Annotated in this window: 21 protein-coding genes; 6 read left to right on the forward strand and 15 right to left on the reverse strand. The window is 50.1% G+C overall.

Going from position 1 to position 22,850, the window contains the following annotated elements; genetic code table 11:
• Positions 1-17: 17 nt before the first annotated feature.
• Positions 18-1,181 (reverse strand): 2-isopropylmalate synthase, encoded by a 1,164-nt coding sequence (locus EWH91_RS02490; RefSeq protein ID WP_129928441.1) that lies wholly within the window; start codon positions 1,179-1,181, stop codon positions 18-20.
• A gap of 466 nt (positions 1,182-1,647) precedes the next feature.
• Here EWH91_RS02490 and EWH91_RS02495 point away from each other — a divergent pair, with 466 nt between their 5' ends.
• The 3 genes from EWH91_RS02495 (at position 1,648) to EWH91_RS02505 (ending at position 4,783) form a co-directional block, all read left to right on the forward strand.
• Entirely contained in the window at positions 1,648-1,833 is a 186-nt protein-coding gene (locus tag EWH91_RS02495; protein ID WP_129928442.1) for a hypothetical protein, read from the forward strand.
• Positions 1,834-1,958: 125 nt separating this feature from the next.
• Positions 1,959-3,677: a dihydroxy-acid dehydratase gene (gene ilvD / locus EWH91_RS02500; RefSeq protein ID WP_129928443.1), complete on the forward strand. Its 1,719-nt coding sequence runs from the start codon at positions 1,959-1,961 to the stop codon at positions 3,675-3,677.
• A 128-nt stretch (positions 3,678-3,805) separates the two neighbouring features.
• Positions 3,806-4,783, forward strand: a complete 978-nt coding sequence (locus EWH91_RS02505; protein ID WP_129928444.1) for a bile acid:sodium symporter family protein — start codon at positions 3,806-3,808, stop codon at positions 4,781-4,783.
• Between the two features lie 174 nt (positions 4,784-4,957).
• Here EWH91_RS02505 and EWH91_RS02510 read toward each other — a convergent pair whose 3' ends face one another.
• The 7 genes from EWH91_RS02510 to EWH91_RS02540 all read right to left on the reverse strand — a co-directional run bounded on the left by EWH91_RS02510 (position 4,958) and on the right by EWH91_RS02540 (position 12,327).
• Entirely contained in the window at positions 4,958-6,952 is a 1,995-nt protein-coding gene (locus EWH91_RS02510) for a beta-glucoside-specific PTS transporter subunit IIABC (protein ID WP_129928445.1), read from the reverse strand.
• Positions 6,953-7,192: 240 nt separating this feature from the next.
• On the reverse strand, positions 7,193-7,993 hold the full coding sequence (locus tag EWH91_RS02515) for a GNAT family N-acetyltransferase (RefSeq protein ID WP_129928446.1): 801 nt from the start codon (positions 7,991-7,993) through the stop codon (positions 7,193-7,195).
• 142 nt (positions 7,994-8,135) lie between these two features.
• Positions 8,136-8,525 (reverse strand): tautomerase family protein, encoded by a 390-nt coding sequence (locus EWH91_RS02520; protein ID WP_129928447.1) that lies wholly within the window; start codon positions 8,523-8,525, stop codon positions 8,136-8,138.
• A 190-nt stretch (positions 8,526-8,715) separates the two neighbouring features.
• Positions 8,716-9,657, reverse strand: coding sequence for a siderophore ABC transporter substrate-binding protein (locus EWH91_RS02525; protein WP_129928448.1), 942 nt, complete (start codon positions 9,655-9,657; stop codon positions 8,716-8,718).
• A gap of 16 nt (positions 9,658-9,673) precedes the next feature.
• Positions 9,674-10,432, reverse strand: coding sequence for an iron ABC transporter ATP-binding protein (locus EWH91_RS02530; RefSeq protein WP_129928449.1), 759 nt, complete (start codon positions 10,430-10,432; stop codon positions 9,674-9,676).
• Positions 10,425-11,375, reverse strand: coding sequence for an iron chelate uptake ABC transporter family permease subunit (locus EWH91_RS02535; RefSeq protein WP_129928618.1), 951 nt, complete (start codon positions 11,373-11,375; stop codon positions 10,425-10,427). The genes EWH91_RS02530 and EWH91_RS02535 overlap by 8 nt, the downstream gene beginning before the upstream one ends.
• A complete protein-coding gene (locus tag EWH91_RS02540) occupies positions 11,368-12,327 on the reverse strand; it encodes an ABC transporter permease (protein ID WP_129928450.1) in 960 nt (319 codons plus the stop codon). Before EWH91_RS02540 ends, EWH91_RS02535 begins: the two co-directional genes overlap by 8 nt.
• A 404-nt stretch (positions 12,328-12,731) precedes the next feature.
• Between EWH91_RS02540 and EWH91_RS02545 the strand changes: the two genes are divergently transcribed.
• Positions 12,732-13,565: a lipoate--protein ligase family protein gene (locus EWH91_RS02545; RefSeq protein WP_129928451.1), complete on the forward strand. Its 834-nt coding sequence runs from the start codon at positions 12,732-12,734 to the stop codon at positions 13,563-13,565.
• A gap of 557 nt (positions 13,566-14,122) precedes the next feature.
• On the forward strand, positions 14,123-15,478 hold the full coding sequence (locus tag EWH91_RS02550) for an amino acid permease (RefSeq protein ID WP_129928452.1): 1,356 nt from the start codon (positions 14,123-14,125) through the stop codon (positions 15,476-15,478).
• Between the two features lie 59 nt (positions 15,479-15,537).
• Here the strand turns inward: EWH91_RS02550 and EWH91_RS02555 are convergent, their stop codons facing one another.
• From EWH91_RS02555 to EWH91_RS02580, 6 genes are all read right to left on the reverse strand, one after another.
• Positions 15,538-16,494, reverse strand: coding sequence for an ABC transporter permease (locus tag EWH91_RS02555; RefSeq protein ID WP_129928453.1), 957 nt, complete (start codon positions 16,492-16,494; stop codon positions 15,538-15,540).
• Positions 16,491-17,429 (reverse strand): ABC transporter ATP-binding protein, encoded by a 939-nt coding sequence (locus EWH91_RS02560; RefSeq protein WP_129928454.1) that lies wholly within the window; start codon positions 17,427-17,429, stop codon positions 16,491-16,493. The genes EWH91_RS02555 and EWH91_RS02560 overlap by 4 nt, the downstream gene beginning before the upstream one ends.
• On the reverse strand, positions 17,419-18,111 hold the full coding sequence (locus tag EWH91_RS02565; RefSeq protein WP_129928455.1) for an ABC transporter ATP-binding protein: 693 nt from the start codon (positions 18,109-18,111) through the stop codon (positions 17,419-17,421). The genes EWH91_RS02560 and EWH91_RS02565 overlap by 11 nt, the downstream gene beginning before the upstream one ends.
• Entirely contained in the window at positions 18,108-18,485 is a 378-nt protein-coding gene (locus tag EWH91_RS02570; RefSeq protein WP_129928456.1) for a GntR family transcriptional regulator, read from the reverse strand. Before EWH91_RS02570 ends, EWH91_RS02565 begins: the two co-directional genes overlap by 4 nt.
• A gap of 39 nt (positions 18,486-18,524) precedes the next feature.
• Positions 18,525-19,301, reverse strand: a complete 777-nt coding sequence (locus tag EWH91_RS02575) for an ABC transporter permease subunit (protein ID WP_129928457.1) — start codon at positions 19,299-19,301, stop codon at positions 18,525-18,527.
• 91 nt (positions 19,302-19,392) lie between these two features.
• Positions 19,393-20,352 carry a CPBP family intramembrane glutamic endopeptidase gene (locus EWH91_RS02580; RefSeq protein WP_129928458.1) on the reverse strand — a complete coding sequence of 320 codons (960 nt, stop codon included), beginning with the start codon at positions 20,350-20,352 and terminating at the stop codon, positions 19,393-19,395.
• A 646-nt stretch (positions 20,353-20,998) separates the two neighbouring features.
• Between EWH91_RS02580 and EWH91_RS02585 the strand changes: the two genes are divergently transcribed.
• On the forward strand, positions 20,999-21,475 hold the full coding sequence (locus EWH91_RS02585) for a hypothetical protein (RefSeq protein WP_129928619.1): 477 nt from the start codon (positions 20,999-21,001) through the stop codon (positions 21,473-21,475).
• Between the two features lie 247 nt (positions 21,476-21,722).
• Here EWH91_RS02585 and pta read toward each other — a convergent pair whose 3' ends face one another.
• Positions 21,723-22,715: a phosphate acetyltransferase gene (pta, locus tag EWH91_RS02590; RefSeq protein ID WP_129928459.1), complete on the reverse strand. Its 993-nt coding sequence runs from the start codon at positions 22,713-22,715 to the stop codon at positions 21,723-21,725.
• Positions 22,716-22,850 lie beyond the last annotated feature (135 nt).

Genomic DNA, 22,850 nt, shown 5'->3' on the forward strand with positions numbered 1-22,850 from the left:
CATACTCCTTTCGATACTCACATGGAAGCGGTCGAACGTCCGCCCCGGAACAGGTCTATGAGATCGGTATCCGATACGGTTTTCTTCCTGTCCGCCAGTTTCTTAAATGCTTTGAAGCAGGTGTTGACCTGTTCCGCCGGAATGTGAATGCCAAGCTCCTCCGCCTTTTCCACAAGCGCATGCCGGCCCGAATGTTTGCCAAGAACAAGCCGCGTCCGGTCGAGACCAATCATTGAGGGTGACATAATCTCATAAGTTTTCGGATTTTTCAGTACCCCGTCCTGATGGATGCCGGCTTCATGGGCGAAGGCATTGGCGCCGACAATCGCCTTATTTGCCTGCACCGGACTGTGCATCAGCTTACTGACCAGGCGGCTCGTCCGCGTGATTTCTTTCAGATTCATCCGGGTATCTGTATGGAACACATCCTTGCGTACATGAAGCGCCACGCCGACTTCTTCCAGGGCCACATTGCCCGCACGCTCTCCCACACCATTCACCGTACATTCCACCTGACGGGCACCGGCTTCTACTGCTGCCAGCGTATTGGCTGTTGCCATGCCAAGATCGTTATGGCAGTGGCAGGAGAAGCGCACTCGGTCGCTTGCTGAAACATGGTCTCTGATATACCGGAACATCCCGCCGAATTCCTCAGGTGTGGCGTAGCCCACTGTATCCGGCAGATTAATCACCGTCGCACCGGCACGGATTGCCGCGTCCACTACTTTTGCGAGAAAGGCCGGATCACTCCGGGAGGCGTCCTCCGCCGAGAATTCAATCTGCGGGAAAAAGCGTCCGGCATATTTCACCGATTCAACGGCCATTTCAAGCACTTCTTCCGGCTTCTTTTTCAGTTTACTGGCCATATGAACCGGAGACGTCGCGACAAATACATGAATGCGCGGGTTCTCTGTGTTTTTCAGTGCTTCCCGGCATGCATCAATATCCCGCCTGACGCATCGGGCGAGGCCCGTTACCGTACTGTGCCTGACAGCACCTGCAATCGCCTGAACGGCTTTGAAATCGTCCGGAGATGAAGCCGGGAACCCGGCTTCAATCACATCGACACCAAGCCGTTCCAGCTGTTTTGCCACCTGCATTTTTTCATCGTGTGTCAGACTGCAGCCCGGTGACTGTTCCCCGTCACGGAGCGTCGTGTCGTAAATTTCAACCTTTTCCATTTTTCGTACTCCTCTCTCATTCTGATTTGTTTTCGTAAGGTCTCTTTCTGTAATTTATATATAAAAAAAAGCCCTTCACCCCGGACCGGATCCAACCGGTCATGCAGGGGCGAAAAGGCTTCTTTTCACGGTACCACCCAGCTTTCGGTACTTTTTTCAAAATACCGGCTCAGCAACATCACAGCGGATGTCTTTTTCTTAACGAGTGTCTGGAACACCCGGTCTGCCCTACCTCAAGTCTTTCAGACAGACGCTCGGAGGTGAGTTCATCAGCGGGAGAACGGCCGGCTTTCCACCCTCCGCCGGCTCTCTTGGCGCTTCTGCCTCGCTGATTTATTCCCCGTCATCGTTTTTTTCATCGGTCCATTGACTGACCTTTTTTCGTTGTGACTTAAATAATAATAGGCATTGAAAATTCCGTCAACCCCTTTGTCAGACTTTTTCTGCTTTTCTTGCGGGCCCTTTATTGAAAGAAAAGGAACCGATTGCCCCCAAAAAATATTCCTCGTTGACAAGTGATTTCAGTGGTGTTATATTGACGTTACAAAATTTTTTAAAAATTTTAAGTAAAGAGGTTATTCCGATGCTGTTTCCGTTCGACAGCCGCGAATTAAATATTTTGATTATTACCCAGGGCCCTGGCAATCGTTGAAAAATTTAACGATTGTTCGGGTCCTGGTTAGCATCGAACGGGATCCGGAAAGAGGCTCCTGTTCGTCACATCGGACAGGAGCCTCTTATTTATCCTCAAAAAAAAACAGAAGGGATGAAGAATCATTGAGGAGTGACGAAATCAAGAAGGGATTAGACAGAGCACCGGCCCGCAGCCTGCTGCGCGCAACCGGAGTGGTTAAAAATGCTGAAGATATGCAGAAACCGTTCATCGCCGTGTGCAATTCCTACGTCGATATTGTCCCCGGGCACGTCCATCTGCGTGAACTGGCAGACGTCGCCAAAAAGGCCATCCGTGAGGCGGGGGGTATTCCGTTTGAATTCAATACCATTGCTGTTGATGACGGCATCGCCATGGGGCACATCGGGATGCGCTATTCCCTGCCAAGCCGCGAGCTGATTGCCGATTCTGCAGAAACGATGATCAACGCCCACTGGTTTGACGGCGTCTTTTACATGCCAAACTGTGACAAAATCACACCGGGGATGCTGATGGCTTCCGTGCGAACCAATGTCCCCGCCATCTTCTGTTCCGGCGGACCGATGAAGGCCGGACTGTCGGCCGATGGTAAAGCCCTGACGCTGTCATCCGTATTTGAGGGACTCGGCGCTTTTAAAGAAGGGCAGATCACGAAAGAAAAATTCCTCGACATTGAATCCTCAGCCTGTCCGTCCTGCGGGTCCTGTTCCGGCATGTTTACCGCGAACTCGATGAACAGTCTGATGGAGATGCTTGGCGTCGCGCTTCCCGGTAACGGGACAACGCTTGCCACCTCTGAAGACCGACGCGATCTGGTCAGAAAGTCGGCTTTCAGGCTGATGGATCTGGTGAAAAACAACGTCCGGCCCCGCGACCTCATCACACGCCAGGCGCTGGATGACGCCTTTGCCCTTGACATGGCTATGGGCGGCTCGACCAACACCGTTCTCCACATGCTCGCCGTTGCCTCGGAAGCCGGCATTGATTATGATCTGAACCGGATCAATCAGATTGCTGAAAAGGTGCCTTATCTGGCGAAAATTGCCCCCAGCTCCGCCTTCTCGATGCACGATGTACACGAAGCCGGCGGCATCTCGGCCATTATCAAAACACTGGTTGATATGGGCGGCGTCGTCCATCCCGACAGGCTGACGGTCTCCGGTCATACAATCCGCGAAAATACAGCAGACGCTGAAATCAAAAACCAGAAAGTGATCCATCCGCTCTCAAATGCCTACAGAAAAACCGGGGGTCTTTCCGTATTGTCCGGTAATCTGGCACCAAAAGGCGCCGTCATCAAAGTCGGCGGGGTCGACCCTTCCGTAAAAGTATTTACCGGCAAAGCGATCTGCTTCAATTCACATGATGAGGCAGTCAAAGCCATTGACAATCATACCGTCCGAAAAGGTCATGTTGTAGTCATCAGATATGAAGGACCAAAAGGCGGACCGGGCATGCCGGAAATGCTTGCTCCGACTTCATCGATTGTCGGCCGCGGACTGGGCAAAGACGTGGCCCTGATCACGGATGGGCGCTTTTCCGGTGCAACCCGCGGGATATCTGTCGGTCATATCTCACCTGAAGCGGCATCAGGCGGCCCGATTGCCCTCGTTCATGACGGCGATACAGTAACCATTGATCTGGTCAACCGTACAATCCGGCTCGCTGTTTCCGATGATGAACTGGCTGAACGCCGGAAGCACGTGAAACCGTTTGTCCCGAAAGTGCGGACCGGCTATCTTGCCCGTTACGCCGCGCTTGTCACATCCGCACATACCGGCGGGGTGATGCGGCTGCCGGAAGCCTGGACAAAGGCGGAAGAAGCTGCTGAACCTGTTAAGTGAGGTCATTTGGATATCGTGAACCCGATTCACTGACCGGCTATCCGCCGATATTCAGAGTTCATCAATAGAGAAAAAGGATATACACAAAAGAGAAAAGGGATATACACAAACAGAAGGGATTGAAGTCATTGAGATGGGTTGTTTCTGCCGGACATTTTCTGGGACGATACTTTGCCTTGTTTGTTCTGGCTGCTGCTGTTGTCAGTTATTTTCAGCCCGGGCTGATTACCTGGGTCCTCCCTTATGTTTCTTATTTACTGGGTATCATTATGTTCGGGATGGGTATGACTCTGAAACGTTCTGACTTCGCCGCCGTTTTCAAACGGCCGAAAGATGTCATCGTCGGGGTCTGTGCCCACTACCTGATCATGCCGCTGGTCGCATTCGGATTATGCTACATTTTTCAACTGCCGGGTCCTGTCGCGGTCGGCGTGATTCTCGTCGGCTGCTGTCCAAGCGGTACCGCATCCAATGTCATGTGCTACCTGGCCAAAGGAGATGTTGCGCTCGGCGTTTCGATCGGCGCTGTCTCAACATTTATCGCACCGGTCATGCTGCCGCTTCTGCTCTGGCTGCTTGCCGGGCGCTGGGTCAGCATCCCGGCTGCATCGCTGTTCCTCAGTGTCGTGGAAATCGTTATCATTCCCATTGTCCTCGGAGTGCTGGTCAATACGTTCTTCGGCAATAAAGTTCAGCAGGTCACCAAAGCCCTGCCGCTGGTGTCAACCGTATCGATCATCCTGATTGCCGGCGGTGTCGTCGCTGCCAACAACACCCGACTTTTTGCCGTCGGCACGCTTGTTCTGATTCCGGTTATTATCCTGCATAATCTGCTGGGGTTTGGTCTGGGGTTTCTGTTCAGCCGACTGCTCGGCATGAATCATGCGAAAAGCCGTGCGATTACATTCGAAGTCGGCATGCAGAACTCGGCTCTGGGCGTCACCCTGGCGATGGCTTTCTTCACGCCGGTTGCGGCCATACCCGGAACTCTGTTCAGCGTCTGGCACAACATGTCCGGCTCGCTTCTTGCATCCTGGTGGGCAGGTAAGAAAACCGCCGATGGGAAAAAATCGGCGGTTCACACCACACCCACTGCAGCAAACTGATTCATCTTTTAAGGGTCTCATATTTCTGCGTATCGGTTTTTCCGGTACGCTGTTTTTTTCTGCATCGATTGCCGGGCCAGCCTGAAAAATTGGGCTCAGACGATGGACGCTTGACTTTCTGTTTTATACTGAAAAAAGCCGCGGCATGCATGCCGCGGCTTTTTTTTGCTTCTTTTATTTTTTATACAGTTTGATCGATTCATCACCGGCCGACGTGTTCCCGTATATCGGAGCCACTGCGGCATAGGTGTTTGTATTCGTGATGATAACCATCGTTGTGGTATCATATCCGGCTTCTTTAATTTTATCGGGTTCGAAAGTGACCAGAAGATCACCTTTATGCACTTTCGTGCCGTTCTTCACTTTCGGCTCGAAATATTTGCCATTCAGCTTCACGGTATTAATACCAATGTGAATCAGGGCTTCAGCGCCGTTATCCGATTTGATCCCCCAGGCATGGCCGGTCGGATAGGCGACGGTCACTTCTCCGTCAACCGGAGAGACTACTTTTCCCTCGGACGGGATGATGCCGACGCCCTTGCCCATCGCCTCAGAGCTGAATACCGGATCGCTCACACGCTTGAGCGGAACGGCCTGACCGCCCAGAGGACTGTAAACCGTATCTGCAAGCTGCAATCCGGTTGTGTCGACAGACGGTTCTTCCGTATCAGCAGCAGCTGCTTCACGATCTGCGTCGCCAAGCTTTGCGGCAACAGCAGCCGATTTTTTCTCGGTCAGGCTCTTTTTCCCGGAAGTCACTCCGGCAAAAAGCTTCTCTGAATTGCTTTCATTAAATCCAAACAAAACAGTGAGTAAAAACGAAACCAGCCAGGCTACACAAGCAGCCAGAAGACCGAGCCACATGCTGGAATTCGGACCAACGAAAAGCGGCAGCTCAAAGATATTCATAATTGGCGAATACTGAAAGACCCGGATTCCGGTAAGGCCAACAATCACGCCGCCGACTGCTCCGCCGATCAGGCCGAAAATAAAGGCTTTTTTATACTTCAGGTTGATCCCGTAGATGGCCGGTTCCGTAATCCCGAAGAACCCGCTGACGGCCGCGGAAAAAGCGATACCCTTGTTTTTCGCTTTTTTCGCCCGGAAAGCCGCTCCGGTAACGGCACCAAACTGGGCATAAACAGTGACGAACATCACGGCAAGCAGGGTATCAAATCCATAGGTATCAATATTCACGATGGACAGCGGCAGAATGCCCCAGTGCAGACCGAAAATGACAAAGATCTGCCAGGTCCCGCCGAGAATCCCGCCGGCAATCGCCGGGCTCAGGTCATACAGAAATCTGTAACCATTGGCCAGACCCTGACCGAGCAGGTTACCAAGCGGTCCAATGATCAGGAAAGTCAGAAGACCGGCAACGATCAACGTCAGAAACGGGACAAAGACCAGCTGGGTGACCGCCGGAAGATGTTTTTTAAACCAGCGCTCGACGTAGCTTTCAAGCCAGATTGCAAGGATTGTCGGGATGACAGCCCCGCCATAGGTTTTAAATTCAACTGCATAACTGCCGAGATGGGCCACCTCCGGAATCGCCCGGTCGGTCAGCGGATAGATCATCGCGCAGGCGAGTGCAACAGCAATATAGCGATTCGTGTTGAATTTATCTGCAGCCGTGATAGCAATGAAAATAGGCAGCAGCGTCAGAATCCCGCTGGCAAGTGTGTTAATGATGATGTAAATGGGCGAGCTGAGGGGCAGCCAGTGAAAGGTAGAAATGAGAATGGCAAGTCCCTTCATGACGCCCGCACCGGCCAGAACAGAAATAAATGGTGTAAAAATGCCGGATAAAACGGCAATAAACTTTTCAAACGGACTTTCTTTCTTCTGCGGTGTATCCGAACCAGAGCCGTTTTCACTTTCGGCGGTTGTTGCTGTATCACTGTCACTGGCCTTGAAATGGTACTTGTCCATAATGGCATCAAATACAGGAACCACCTTGTCTCCGATGACGACCTGGTACTGACCGCCGGCACTCACTGCCGACAGGACCAGCGGTAACTCTTCAAGTGCTTCCTTATTTGCTTTAGCATGATCCTTCAGTCTGAACCTGAGCCGTGTCGCACAGTGAACCAGAGAAGTCACATTATCTTTACCCCCGACATTGGCCACAATATCATCCGCAAGCCGGGCGTAATCTACTTTGCTCATGATTCATCCCCCTTAAAACGTTTGCAAATATATTTTATACCATGTAAGCGATTAAATCAAAATTATTTTTTTATAATATACTTAAAATCCCCATACATAAGTTTTTATGTTGATCAGCTTGCACCCGCAGGATGGTTTTTAAAGAATAATATTTTCTCTTTATATTATTTATTAAGATATTTTATTTCATATCATGTGAAAAAAAAAACCGCCCTGTCAGGCAGCAGACGACCCCACCCGTCAGAATCCGGCCATCATCCATTTTCCAATATCAATAAAACCAAGCTTTTTATAAATCCTTCCGGCCGCGGGATTCGTATAGAAAAGACAGGGTTCCTTGTGCTCAGCCTGCAGGACGCCGATCAGTTTCGTCAGACACTTTGTTGCAAGGCCGCGGTGTTCCCAGTCTTTTCGTGTACAGACGCCGATAATCATCGCAGCCTGTCCTGTTTCAGCCGTGGTCGACACCGCACTGACCGGCTCATCATTTTTTTCAATATAAAAGGTACGTGAAATGCCCTTTTCCATGTTCTCACGCAGTACTTCGGGGCGCTCGTCTGTTGTCCCGGTGAATTCAGCGATCTCCCTACGCAGTGCAATGATCCGGTCAGCCTCCTCAGGGAACAGCATCTTCACTTCCATGCCGGAAAGCTCCCGGTTGACCGGCCTGCCGAGAGGACGCCTGGCATAATAACAGACTTTCCTGCTTTTCACCGAACGTCCTGCAAACGGCAGAATTCCGGCAGCATATTCTTCGATACCGGAGACCATGTTCATCCGGCTGTCCTGCCGGAGGATCCTGCCCCAGGCTTCACCGTCCAGCCGCTCCGGATCTTCTGCATACGGGATATAGTTTTCACGGTACCGGAGCATGATGGATGCCAGTGCCCCATTCTGATCAAAATCACCCCATACCGTCACGACATCACTGTTAAAACCGAACGCCTCGATGTCCCCGATAATAAACAGGTTCTCTGCCGGGCGTTTACCTGCGTACGCTAAAACTGTTTCTCTGTCTTTTTCCGTGAGCCGCCGAATCATTTCCTGTCTGCCTCCCTGCTGTCTATTTAAGAATACAAGAAAGAATATATTTTTTATATTTTATTCGAAAACAGGGCTTAAGGGAATGACAGAGGACACAGACAAATTCATTTTTCCGTCAGATGACCGTGCATCCATTCCATCACAGTTTTCCTGTCAGAAACTGAGCTTCGCCGCGTCCGAAGCTCCAGTCACTGACACCGTTTTCAACAATCGATATGAACAAATCGTCCGCCCGGATGCCGCAGTGCTTCTCAAGCTCTTCAGCGAGATACTGAAAAAGAGTTTCTTTCTGGTGAATGGTTCTCCTCCGGCTGATGATGCTGATGATCACCAGATCTTTCGAACGGGAAAAGCCAAGGCCGCTATCCTCGATCACCAGCTCATGGGCCGGATGCTGATGAACGATCTGATAACGATCGCGCGCCGGCACGTCAAAAGCCCGGATGACCGCCCGGTGCGCCGCATCCAGCAACTGTTTCACTTCTTCCCTGCTGCGTCCTTCAATGAGATCAAAACGTAATAATGGCATTGAACCATCCCCCCTGCCTGACTGTTATCTTAAACATATGCAGGAGGGGGTCCGTATTTGAATCATCATTCCTGTTTCCACCGGGATGCGGCAGGCGTACGGATCCGTTTTGTGGCATCCATCCGCGCCACCGGACGCGCTCCCAAAGTAAAAGGCCGGGCATCCCCGGCCGCCTGTTACCGTCATTTTTTCACTTCACTGCACCCGCCACTTCATCAATCATGATGTTCAGCGATTCGATCCCGCCACCTGAAAAATACCAGACTTCCGGGTTCAGAAGAACAATATGTTTGTTTTTATAGGCAGAGGTCCGTTTCACCAGATCGTTTTCAATGACCTGCTTTGCAGAAGGTTTCTGAGTCACCACGGCACTCCGGTCAACCACGAAGAGGTAATCCGGATTCTTTTTGCTGATGTATTCTGTCGAGATGCTCTGACCGTGGGGTGAGGCTTCGATATGTGAATCAACAGAGGTAAATCCAAAGAGATCATTAATCAATCCGTAACGCGATCCGGAACCAAATGCGGATGCTTTTCCTTCATTGGCAATGATCGTCAGCGTCTTCTGATCTTCCGGTACTCTGGCTTTCAGATCGGCAATTTTCTGATCAATCTTTTTTATCTCTGCTTTTGCTTTAGACGTTTTTCCGACTATTTTGGCCAGTTCAAGGGTATTTTCTTTAAACGAATCGAGATAGTTTTTTTCGTCGACGGTCAGCTGAAGGGTGGGTGCGATCTTCTCAAATTTCTCATTCAGATCGGTCAGCCGGTTCGAACTGATGATCAGGTCAGGTTCGAGGCTGTTGATTTTCTCCAGGTCGACTTCCTTCAGGTTGCCCAGGTTTGCATATTTATCGCTGTCATACTGCTTCAGATAGGCCGGTACATTCTGTCGGGGGAGCCCGACGATGTGACCGGATGCTCCCAGTTTATCAAGTGAGTCCAGTACGCCATAATCAAGAACAACGATCCGTTTCGGATGTCTGGGAACAGAAACCGTCCCGTTTGTACCTTTAATCTTGATCGTCTCCTGCTCACCGGTGTTCCCGGCACCGGCACCGGCATCTGTGCCACAGGCGCTGACCGTCAGCAGAAGCAGAAGTGAAGCGAGAGCAGCTATGATTTTTTTCATCTTTCGAACTCCTCCATCATTTGAAATACAGGCAGTACCTGCAGTGATTGATCTCAGTGATGTGCAGCGGCATGTCATAAATCTGATTTAATGTGTTCTCCGTCATGATTTCCGCGGCCGGTCCCTGGGCGACAATTTTCCCTCCGCGCAGACCCACCATGTAGTCCGCATAACAGGAGGCAAAATTGATATCATGAAGGACGAGGACAATGGTTTTGCCAAAATCATCGACGAGTCTCCTCAATGTTTTCATCATTTGCACAGAGTGCTTCATATCAAGATTATTAAGCGGTTCGTCAAGCAGCACGTATTCGGTGTCCTGGGCGATAATCATGGCGATGTACGCCCGCTGCTGCTGGCCGCCTGACAGTGCGTCGATGTATCTGCTCCTGAGCGGTGTAAGGCCCATATAATCCAGCGCCTGGTCAACCGCTTCGCGATCTTCTTTCCTGAGTTTTCCTTGCGCGTACGGAAAGCGTCCGAACGAAACCAGGTCCTCAACAGAAAGCCGTGACGTGATATGATTGCTCTGACGCAGGATGGCCAGCTTCTGCGACAGGGCCCGGCTCTTCCATTTGCTGATATCTGTCCGGTCAATCAGGACGTTACCGCCATCCTTTTTCAGCAGCCGGCTGATGATGCTGAGCAAGGTGCTTTTCCCGGCGCCGTTTGCTCCGATAAATGCCGTGATTTTTCGCTGCGGCAGCTGCAGATTGATCGAGTCAAGAACCACTTTGTCATGATATTTTTTCGTTACTTGTCTGACTTCAAGCATGCGATCTCTCCTTCATGAGCAGATAGATAAAATAGATGCCGCCAATAAAATTGATCATCACACTGAGTGTCGTACTGAAAGTCAGAATCCGCTCCACTATCCACTGGCCGAAGACAAGCGCTGCAATACTGATCAGCGTACTTGCCGCAAACAGCTGGCTGTGGCGCCATGTTCCAAGGAGCTGCATGGCAAGATTGGCCACCAGCAGGCCGAGAAAAGTTACCGGCCCGACAAGTGCAGTCGCAACGGAGACCATCATCGAGACGATAATCAGAAGATGGCGTGCGAGGGTGTAATAAGGCACACCGAGATTAATGGCCTGATCACGGCCGAGAATCAGTACGTCGAGATATTTATAGAAAAAAGAAAGATAGATCAGAGACAGCACCAGGACGATGGCTGCCAGAAGCAGAACGCTGTCATTCACCGCATTGAAACTGGCAAACATTTTCCCCTGTACGATCAGAAACTCATTCGGGTTAATCAGCATCTGCATAAATGAAGCCCCGCTCTGGAACAGTGTACCGAACACGATGCCGATCAGCAGGATAAAATAGATGGATACACCTTCCCGGGCAAACAGAATACCATACAGAACGAAGGAAAAGGCGATCATCAAGAGCAGTGACGCCATAAAATTGATATTTTTGTCGGCAATCAGAGCATTTCCTGACCCGGCGAAAAAGATAATGATCGTCTGAAAAAGCATATACAGCGAGTCAAGTCCCATAATCCCCGGGGTCAGAATCCGGTTTTGCGATAAAGTCTGAAAAATAACCGTGGATATGGCAATCGCCGTGCCCGTCAGGACCATCGCGGCGAGCTTAACACCCCGCTCTTCCAGCACAAACGCCCAGCTCCCGCGAATCTGATAAAAAAGAAACAGCAGGCAGGCAAGAGCAGCCAGAACAGCCAGAATCGTGATTTTCCATTTATTATTGATCCGGTGCATCTTTTTGCCTCCTCACCAGCAGGCAGATAAACAGAATACTGCCGATGATGCCGACCATCAGACTGATGGATATCTCATAGGGATAGATGATCAGCCGTCCAGCAATATCGCAGATGAGAACGAAGGAGGCACCGAAAAGCACGGTTAGAGGAATCACCCGCCGCAGATGATCGCCGGCATAAATGGAGACAATATTCGGCACAATCAACCCGAGAAACGGGATGGCGCCGACAGTCAGCAGAACCGTCGCCGTCATTAAAGCGGCGATGGACAGACCGACTGTCACGGTTGCCCGGTAGTTTAAACCAATATTCGTTGCAAAGCTTTCACCCAGCCCTGCCGCCGTAAACCGGTCGGCATACAGCCAGGCGATGATGAACAGCGGGATGGACAGATACAGCAATTCATATCTTCCGCGCAGGATAGAAGAGAAATCACCCTGCAGCCACGTACCGATGTTCTGAACCAGATTATTTTTATAAGCAAAAAAGGTCGTGATACTGCCGAGAATGTTACCAAACATCAGTCCGACAAGCGGAATAAAAATGGGATCTTTGATCCGAATCCGCTGCAGAATCGCAATAAAAAGAAAGGTGCCTGCAAGAGCGAAGACAAACGCGACCAGCATTTTACTCAGCGTACCTGCAGCAGGAAAAACCATTAAAGCAACGAGGACGCCCAGTCTGGCCGCATCCATCGTCCCTGCCGTCGTCGGAGAGACAAAACGGTTATGCGTGATTTGCTGCATGATCAGACCGCAAAGACTCATGCCGGCGCCGGCAATGATGATGCTGATCGTCCGCGGCACGCGTGAAATCAGCAGCACATCTTTCTGTTCACTTGTCAGATGAAGAAAATCGTCAATCGGGACATCTTCTACACCGACAAAAAGTGAGACGATGGCCAGAACAGCTGTCACAATAATCCATAAAACTCGGCTCATATCGTCCATTCTCCCAAATGATAAATATTCTCATTTGTCAACTACAGTTTAGATGAGTTGAAAATCAATGTCAATTATATTTGTCTAATATATGATAAATGATAATAGAAACCCTTGATGAGCAGATGGTCTGGCGGAGCTCCCGGGCTGGCTGAATTATCGGGGGATCCGGCTGAATAATTTGGAAATCGGCTGAATTCCCTGCGGACCCGGCTGAATTATCAGGGGATCTGGCTGAATTCCCTGCGGATCCGGCTGAATTCTCACTCTGCCCGATCCGGAGATTGTGACCGGCTTCCACTGTACCTTTTTTCCAGCCGATACAATGCAGAGGACCGATTACCACTTTTCACCCGGGCAGACCTGTTATAATAAAAGAAGGACGATGAAGGGTGTGGTCAGGTATGTCTCTTCTTGATCAGAAAGTCTGGCGTGTGATTGATCAGTCGGCACTTGGGGATGGGTTTGACGGACGGCAGTCCTTTGCCATGGATGATACCCTGTGCGAATCGGTGGGTTCGGGAAATTCTCCCTGTACTGCCCGCCTCTGGGTTCATCAGAACACGGTGATGCTGGGTACACAGGATACGCGCCTTCCTCATCTGAGCGAGGCACTCGATGTGCTGCGCCGGGCGGGCTACCGTTATCTCACGAGAAACTCGGGCGGACTGGCTGTGGTTCTCGACAGCGGCATACTTAATTTATCACTGATTTTCTCTGAAAACAGGCACCCGCTCACGATTGATGAAACCTTCCAGGCAATGGTCGATTTTATCAGCAAAGTCCTTCACCCGTTCCACATTCCGTTCAGGACCGGGGAAATTTCAGAATCCTATTGCCCCGGCCGTTATGATCTCAGTACGGATGGGCGTAAATTTGCCGGCATTTCGCAGCGGCGGGTCAAACGCGGCATTGCCGTGCAGATTTATCTGTGTATCACTGAAAGCGGTTCCAGCCGGGCGCGATTGATCCAGTCCTTCTACCGGAAAGGACTGAAGGGTGAAAAGACAAAATTCACCTATCCGAATGTGGTCCCTGAATCAATGGCCTCCCTTGAAGAAATCAGCGGACAGGCTTTAACCGTCCCGCAGCTGAGTGGCGCCATCCTGCATACCCTGCAGACCTTTGGGAAAGTCATCATGGCACCGCTTTCCGGGCCGGAAAGTCTTCTGTTTGGAAAATATTATGAACGGATGATCCAGCGGAATGAAAGGGCTTTCGGAACGCATCAGTCATAGTTTCGGAAACTTTTCCCCGAAGATATTTTATACCTTCTCAGGCAGCAGAAAAAAGTGGCCTGCAGAATTCTCTGATTCGGAATGTTTGACATAATCAGGACGAAAACGGACACGGGCAAGCGAGAACAGCGCGCCTGCTGACCCGGATCAGCTCGATAAAGCGATGCATTTCTGCTGAAAAATGGTTTATCTGCTGTCATGAACGACCTGACCTGCCGTAAGGACCCCGCTCGCTCGATACGTTCCGGAATACTCGATGCGTTCAATATTACACCCGTCACTAATGATTATGTCCTACCCTCCGACTGCGACTCGCCCATCACTTTCAGATTTTTCCGCCTTTCATTCACTCTCCTTACCCCTCCGGCGGATGCATCAATCTGTACGTCCAACGCTCCATGACATCAAAAGGTGCATCCGTCAATAGCAGAGCCTCTCATACTCGATGTAATCGTGCTGTCTTAACATAACACTGTTCCGTCGTAAAAAGATTTTTTCGTTCACATCTGCTATCATTGAAAAACGAGCTTCTTTAAACAACCAGGGAGGAAAATGAAGTGGCCAAGCAGACTTTAGAAAGGAAGCTGAAAAGCAGACATATTCAGCTGATTGCGATCGGCGGTGCGATAGGAACAGGACTGTTTCTCGGATCCGGTAAAGCGATTCATCTGGCCGGCCCGTCCATCCTTTTTGCTTATCTGATTATCGGGTCCGCCCTGTTTTTTGTGATGCGGGCACTGGGTGAACTGCTCCTGTCCCACTCCGGTAACACGACATTTACGGATATTGCCGTGACATATCTTGGACCATGGGCCGGCTTTATCACTGGATGGACCTACTGGTTTTGCTGGATCATGACCGCCATCGCCGACATCACGGCCGTAGGCAAATACATACAGTTCTGGTTTAACGTTCCCCAGTGGATTCCCGCTTTTCTGTGTCTGATCATTTTAACGATTCTGAACCTGCTCACGGTCAGGCTCTTCGGTGAAATTGAATTCTGGTTTGCCCTGATAAAAGTGATCACGATTATTGCTCTGATCCTGCTTGGACTGCTGATGCTGCTCCTCGGATTCCAGTCAGATACCGGTCAGGCGTCCGTTCAGAATCTATGGATACACGGGGGCCTGTTTCCCAACGGCATTCACGGATTCTTTCTCGGGTTCCAGATGGCCGTCTTCTCCTTTGTCGGCATCGAGCTGGTCGGGGTCACCGCGGCGGAGACTGCTGATCCGGAAAAAAATCTGCCGCGGGCCATTAACAGTCTACCCGTCCGCGTTCTGCTCTTCTACATCGGCGCTCTTTTCGTCATCCTCTGCATCATTCCATGGACTGACCTGAGCGCAGACAGCAGTCCTTTTGTCCGCGTCTTTTCACTGGTCGGGATCCCGGCAGCCGCCGGAATCATTAACTTTGTTGTTCTGACTGCGGCTGCTTCTGCCTGCAACAGCGGGCTCTTTTCGACGAGCCGGATGCTTTATGCGCTCGGCCGTGAAGGTCAGGCACCGAAGCGCTTCACCCGGCTGGAGAAAAGTTCCGTTCCCGGTACAGCACTGATCAGCTCCTCGCTGGCCCTGTCCGCAGGCGTTGTACTCAACTATTTTCTGCCGGATTCTGTCTTCACACTCGTAACGAGTATCAGTGCCATCTGCTTCATCTGGGTCTGGGGCGTGATCCTTGTCTCACATCTTATCTATTTAAAAAGGAGACCGGATCTGGCCGCTGCATCTAAATTTAAGGCACCGCTGAGCCCGTGGATCAACTGGGTGATCCTTGCGTTCTTTATTTTTCTTCTGGTGCTGATCGGACTTGCTGCCGATACGCGTGTCGCCCTTTTTGTGACGCCGGTCTGGTTCCTGATTCTCGCCCTGGCTTACCTGATCAGGGTCCGGAAACTTCAGACAAATGAATAGACGGGACTTGCAGAAAAAGCGTCCGGGGTCCCCGGACGCTTTTGTCAATCCTTTATTCTTTAAGCTTTTACATCGCGTTTGGTAAAGAACAGCCAGCCGGCTATAACAAACAGGACATAGTACACAGCGAGCACCGTCAGCGAAAAGCCGAGCGTCATATCGTCACGGACCGGCGTTCCGGTTGTGTATATCGACAGATCCATGTTGGCAAACAGGACATATTTAACCCAGTCGTAACCACTGAGCAGAGTCACAATGATCGATGAAGCCATCATCATGAAGATCGACAGTCCGATCGCAAGGCCGCTGTTACGGAAGGCAGCAGCAATCAGTCCGGCTACCGTCACCATCATAATGAGCGACACGCCGTTCAGCAGATAGCTTTTCAAGATGGCAAGTGTCCAGCTCGTCTGATGGACGACGCCGTCCGCATAGGTCAGATGGGCTTCGGTCGCTCCGCCAAACCCGAACAGGATTCCGCCCAGCAGCCAGGAAAAAATAAAGAGGACAATCAGACAGAAGATCGCAAATAATATAGATGCAATGTATTTTGACAGCAGAATTTCCGTTCGGTATATCGGCCGGATCAGCAGCAATTTAATTGTTCCGGTATCAAATTCGCTGGCAATTGAAGTGGACACGACGATAATAGTAAAAATACTGATAAGGATGACGGCATTTGTTGCCGTACTCTCAACGAATTTCCAGAGCGTTTCGCCCTGCGCCGGTTCGAGATTATGATCGATCCGGTACTCGTTGATGGCAATCTGTTTTTTCAGATAATCGGTTGCCTGTTTATTGCCGCCGACCTGCGACTGCTGTTCGGCAAGACTTTTGTTTTCCTGAATCAGTTCCTGCTTCCATTGATTATTTTCTTTCGGTTCGGGTTGATTGAATTTAATGATCAGGCCTGCAGCCAGAATGATTCCAAGAAGAATAATGATCATCACTTTTGTTGCATTTCTGCGGTAGATTTTCATATTTTCATTTCGTATCAGTCCGAAAAAATCAGTCAATTTTCTTCCCCTCCCGTCACTTCAAGGAACCGATCTTCAAGAGATCTGGTCACAGAGACAACGCCGTAAATCTTCACTTTAGCCGTGACAAATGTATCGATGACGACCGGAATTTTCTCGTGCGCCACCGTCAGCTCGACGGCATTGGCTTCAACGGCAGAGGCATCAATGGACAATTTGTCTTTGGCGATCTGTGCCGCCATCCGGCCGTCATCTACCGTGAATCGAACGCTGCTTCCGCCCTCTTCAACAAAATCATGGACGTTTTCGACACCGATCAGTTTTCCCTTTTTGATAATGCCGATGCGGTCGCACATCAGCTGCATCTCAGACAGCAGGTGACTGGATACGACGATCGCAACGCCCTCTTTACGGGAAAGATCATGGAGATACTTGCGCAGGTCGTGAATCCCCTGCGGATCCAGACCATTCGTCGGTTCATCAAGAATCAGGACAGAAGGGTGATGGAGCAGGGCCTGTGCGAGGCCAAGACGCTGGCGCATACCGAGCGAGTATTTTTTTACCCTATCGTGAATAGCGTCTTCGAGGTCGACTACTTTAACAACTTCCTGAATCCGTTCCCGTGTAATCCCGGGGACCATCCGGGCATAATGAACCAGATTCTGATATCCGGTCAGAAACCGGTACATTTCCGGATTTTCAACAATCGCCCCGATCTGGCGTATCGCCTCTTTAAAATCCCCTCTGATGCTGTGACCCTGAATATAAATATTACCTTTGGTCATCCGCATCAGACCGACGATCATCCGGATGGTTGTCGTTTTCCCGGCGCCATTCGGTCCGAGAAAACCGAATACCTCACCGCCATAAATTTCAAAACTGAGATCGTCAATAATCGTTTTACTGCCAAACTTCTTTGTGACATGTTCAAGTTTCACTGCAGGCTTCTTCTGAAGGGCCGCATTACTGTTCATACGCTTTCACCATCCAATCTGTAAGACTGATATTTTCCCTGCTTCTAATGTCCTCAACACGCCGCGTGTCCAGTATTTCCCCATTTCTGATCAGAATCACGGTATCCAGAAGCGGTTCGATTTCCTGTAATTCATGCGTTGTCAGGATAACCGTCTGTTTTTCCAGATCAATGAATGAAATCAGACTCCTGACGATCGACTGACGGACCAGCGGATCGAGGCCGGAGAGCGGTTCGTCCATCAGGATGTACGGTGCATTGCGGGCCAGCGTCACCACAATTTTCAGCCGGCCACGGTTTCCCTTGGAGAGGTTTTTTACTTTCTGATCTCGATCCAGTTTCAGAAAGTCGAGCATATCTTCCGCTTTTTCCCGGTTGAAGTCGCTGAAAGTCTGATTGTAAAAATCGACCGTCTGTTTCACGGTAAAAAAGGAGTAATAACTGTCCAGCTCGGACAGATAAGCCACTTTCGTGCAAATCCTTCGATCCGCGATCTGTCCATCGACCAGCACCAGCCCCTTTGTTGGCCGGATCAGGCCGGAAATCAGTTTCAGCGTCGTTGATTTTCCACTGCCGTTCGAGCCGATCAGACCGATAATATGTCCGGGTTCAATCTGGAAACTGATGTCTTTCAGCGCCTTTTTTGTCAGATAACGCTTTGAAACATGTTCGAGCTGAATCACAATTTCTCCTCCTTTTCTGCAAAATAATGCCGCAGCCCTTCCAGCATTTCTGATTCCGTACAGCCCATATCCTTCATTTCACGGACGAAACGGGAAATGCTTTTCACTTTCAGATGATCCCGCATCTGCCGCAGCACCTCCTGATCCTCTGTAACAAACGTCCCCTGCCCTCTTCTCTTCTCCACAATCCCCATATCCTCCAGCTCCCGGTAGGTTCTTTGAACGGTATTCGGATTTACACCCGAATCAATTGCCATTTCGCGGACAGAGGGCAGGCGCCCGCCGATGCCGATTTCCCCGCGTATGATCTGATTCTCAATCCTCTCGCATAGCTGGAGATAAATAGGAACTGCCGGGTTGAACGGCTCAGCCATCTGTAAACCCTCCCCTGACAGAATTATGGTTCATGTGTTTTACCCCACTTCCATTTTGCGATCCAGCAGCCAGGAAGACAGTCCGTAAAAAATCAGCATGATGACGAGGTCGACCACAAAATTGCCCAGATAAACTGGCATGGACGACAGGTCCAGCTCCCTTGCTAAAGAGGCGGAGACAAAGAAGCGATACGCCGGTTCAGGAAGCGGCCCCCAGTCCATAAGTGCTGTCGTCACACCAGCCTGCGTCAGTTTTCCAATCAGGAAAACAGCCAGACCCAGAATGAAAATCATAAGCAGCCAGGCGGCTCTGCCGACACGTGTTCGCATGCAGCGGAACGCCAGCCAGATCAGAAGGAAGGTGATCCCTCCATAAATGGCGACCCAGTACAGAAAAAAGATCGCAGCCGCTGCAATCCGGTAAATGTGCAACCCTTCCGGTACGTTGTTCATCTGGCCGGAGATCATAAATCCCGTCCAGGTGTAGATGCAGGCGATAAACAGTGAAACGGTCATGCCGACGACTCCGCCGGCCAGCTTGGCAGCCAGCAGTGACCAGCCGGGCAGCGGGTGATTCAGCCAGAGATGCAGCGTCTTTTTTTCGATAATAACATTAATCATCAGATAGCCAAAAAGGTAGAAAAAGTGACACCCGATCAGAAAAACACCTGTTACGGAAACAGCCAGTTTCTGCTGTCCGCGAATCTGAAGATAGAGCCCGAGTATGATGACAGCCAGTTCGATGCCCAATATCATGATGAATCCGAGGCTGCCTACCCGTAGTTCCTTTCTGAATAATGCTTTCCAGGCCGTCATGGTTAAACCTCCAGCATATTTATTGGTATTACTGTACTAGTAGTATAATACACTGGTTGTAAAAATGTGTCAACACTGACGACAAAAAATTTTACAGCCGCTCGATGCCGAGAACTGTGGTCAGAATATTGGACAGAAGTAAAAGAATAAATGGAATGGAAGTAAAAAAGTAAAGCCACAGATATTTTTGCGGACGCCTGTTTTTCCAGGCGGACAGTCCTGCTTTTATGGCCTGCCGTTTTTTATATATAACGGTGCCCATAATCACCAGGAACAGAACAAAGAGGCCGTAATAAAGCAGAGCCGACCAGGGCTGCTCCGGAAGACGCATGAACAATTCGGCCGCCAGATTGTTGGCGATGTGGATCAGGATCGTCAGACGAATCGAGTACTTCCACGCAAGGAAACCGAGAATCAGCCCGACGCCAATCCCCATCGGAATCTGAATGACATTGCCATGCATCATCCCGAACAAAAGCGCCGATACCGAAATCGCGAAAACGGCGCCGAACCGCTCCAGACTTCTGAGTACCGCACCGCGGTAAAGAAATTCTTCAAATACCGGACCGATCAGACAGGTGTACAGGAACATACTCAGCGTTTTCGAACCTTCAAGAATTTCCTGAGACGGCTTCGTGGTCAGACCGAAGAGGTTAAGCAGCCATTCGACGGGGACCATAACCGGTGTCAGAATCATGTTGAGCCCAAGCACAAAAACAAAGCCAAGCAGGACCGCTCTGACGGTCATCTTCTGCCCGGTCGCCAGCAGATCCCGGCGGAAAAATTGTTTATTCCGATAAATCAAAATCGGGATGAATGCGATCATTACAGCGATAATCATCGGGATCCCGATGTTCTCCATGGTGTCGGACAGCGAAATAAGAACCGCCTCATTGAGCACGCCCCTGTTTCTGATCAATGCTCCGATCATCTGGATGATGAAATAAAGAATAACCACCAGAAACATCAGCGCTTCCTGAAAAATAAGGGAAACACCAAGCCCTCTGAACCGCCGCTTAATCAGTTTTCGCCGCCTTTTTACCAAAGTCATGCCCTGTCTCCCCCCGCCGCAATAGATCAATCGGAAAAAATTATATACTTTCTACATTGGAACATTATGGGCGCGCCGCTGTCAACTCTCAGCCTATTTTTATTTAAATGTTTTGTCCTGAGAGCAAAAAGTAAAATAAGCGGAGATTTTCCTGCTCCCGGAATTCGGATCAACTTTTCTGTGATTTGGACCGGCTTTTCTTGAATTTGGACCGACTTTTCCGGGATTCGGATCAACTTTTTCCGGGTTTGGACCGACTTTTCCGGGATTCGGATCAACTTTTTTGGACCGACTTTTTCCGAATTTGGACCGACTTTTCACGGATTCGGACCGACTTTTTCCGAATTTGGACCAACTTTTCTGTGATTTGGTCCGACTTTTTTCGGATTTGGTCCGACTTTTCAGGGATTCGGATCAACTTTTTTGGACCAACTTTTTTCGGATTCGGACCAACTTTTCTTGAATTCGGACCGACTTTCCACGGATTCGGACCAACTTTTCTTGAATTCGGACCAACTTTTCATAGATTCGGACCGAAACATTAAACCCATAGTCCTCGCATCGCAATGGGCTCGTTTTAAAGAAAGAGTGCCGTTATGCTATAATGAACCGAAATCGAATAAAGTGATGGAGTTGAACGTTATTGATGCTTGATTACCGGAAAAAACTGTCGATCATTGAGTCATTCCCGGAACTGGAGAAAAAAGAAGTCTCACTCGGACGGGTTAATTTTCAATATACCGGAAGTGCTGCGGAGAAGAAAAATGTCGTCTATCATCTGCATCCAAACGGCAATGGTTACGTCTACGCAAAAGGTCTTGAAGATTATGAACCGGACAGGAAAGGCATGGTTAATATCCGTGATTTTTCCGAAGAAGAACTTCGCGCGATTATCCGGAAATCGATCCACATGCTGTCTCCGGAGGGGGTCTATGAATCCCACACAGCAGGGGGCGTCGATCACGAGATCTGGATCAACGACAGGCGGCAGACTCTTGAAATCGTATTTGAACATGACCTGTGGAATGTCTACGCCGGCGATCTGCTCGACGGGACGTTCCGCACGTATAAAGAAGCAAAAGAATATCTGATTGAAGAAGGATTTCACCCCGGACACAGCTAATTCTGCAAATTCAGGGGGCTGTTTCCCCATGAAAAAGCAATCATCGGTGCCCGGCTGCCTTTCCTGCAGCAGAGGCAGGGGACGATGGACGTGGTCAGCCAGCTTTCCCCGCCCCTGGTGTCCCTGAGATCCGGCTGCGCGTTTTCCAGCCGTTTCGTATGGGGATCCGGCGCCGCGCTGCAAAAAAGCTGACTCAGCGTCGACACATCAACATCGACGCTGAGTCAGCTTTTATTTTTTTACGTATTCAGGCATTCTGACTCTGACGGACAATCAGGCCCTGTTTTGCTGTGATTACGGCCAGTTTATAGACGTCATCGGCGCTGCATCCCCGTGACAGGTCATTAACCGGTTTGTTCAGTCCCTGAAGGATCGGGCCGACCGCGGTATAACCGCCAAGCCGCTGAACCATTTTATAACCGATGTTTCCGGAGTCAATGTTTGGGAAGACGAATACATTAGCCTGACCCTTGATCGGCGATTCCGGTGCCTTCCGGGCAGCAACCTCCGGGACATAAGCCGCGTCAAACTGCAGTTCGCCGTCGATAAGGAGGTCAGGAGCTTTTGCTTTTGCCAGTCGAACCGCTTCAGTGACTTTATCAATACTCGGGTCCTTGGCCGACCCCTTTGTTGAAAAACTGAGCATGGCAATGCGTGGATCAATACCGAAGAGTTTCGCTGTCTCCGCTGATTCCAGGGCGATCTCCGCCAGCGTTTCACTGTCCGGCGAGATGTTGATTCCGCAGTCGGCAAAGATAAATTTTTTCCCTTCACTGACCATGATAAATGCACCGGAAATTCTGTGTTTGCCCGGCTGTGCCTTAATAATCTGCAAGGCCGGACGGACGGTGGCGGCGGTTGAATGCGCGGCTCCGCTGACCAGTCCGTCCGCCTCACCCATATAAACGAGCATCGTGCCGTAATAGCCGGGATCACTGAGCCATTCTTTCGCCTGTGCCTCATCGGTCTTCCCTTTTCTTCGGGCAACCAGTGCGGCAACCAGGCGGTTCATATCGGGTTCTGTCTCCGGATGTCTGAACTGGATTTTTCCTGATTCCGCCAGTGCCCGGATATCCTGAGCAGCTTCCTCTTTCCTGCCGATAAGAACAGGCAGGATAAGTTCTTCCTGTGCCAGTTTCCGGACTGCCGTTACAATCCGATCATCGTCACTCTCCGGAAAAACGATCGCCGGTTTCCCTGCTTTCACTTCGGTTTTCAGCTTGTCAAATAATTGAACCATCGTGCCGTCCGCCTCCTGTTATTGTTTTGTTCCTACTATATTTAAGCCAATCCGGCTCCTTAAATAAATCATTCCTTTCTTTTTAGTATAAACCAATTTCAGAGGGTACAGAGATGAAAATAAAATTTCTGACAA

Origin of the sequence: Sporolactobacillus sp. THM19-2 (genome assembly GCF_004153195.1) — a bacterium.
Classification (GTDB): domain Bacteria; phylum Bacillota; class Bacilli; order Bacillales; family Sporolactobacillaceae; genus Sporolactobacillus.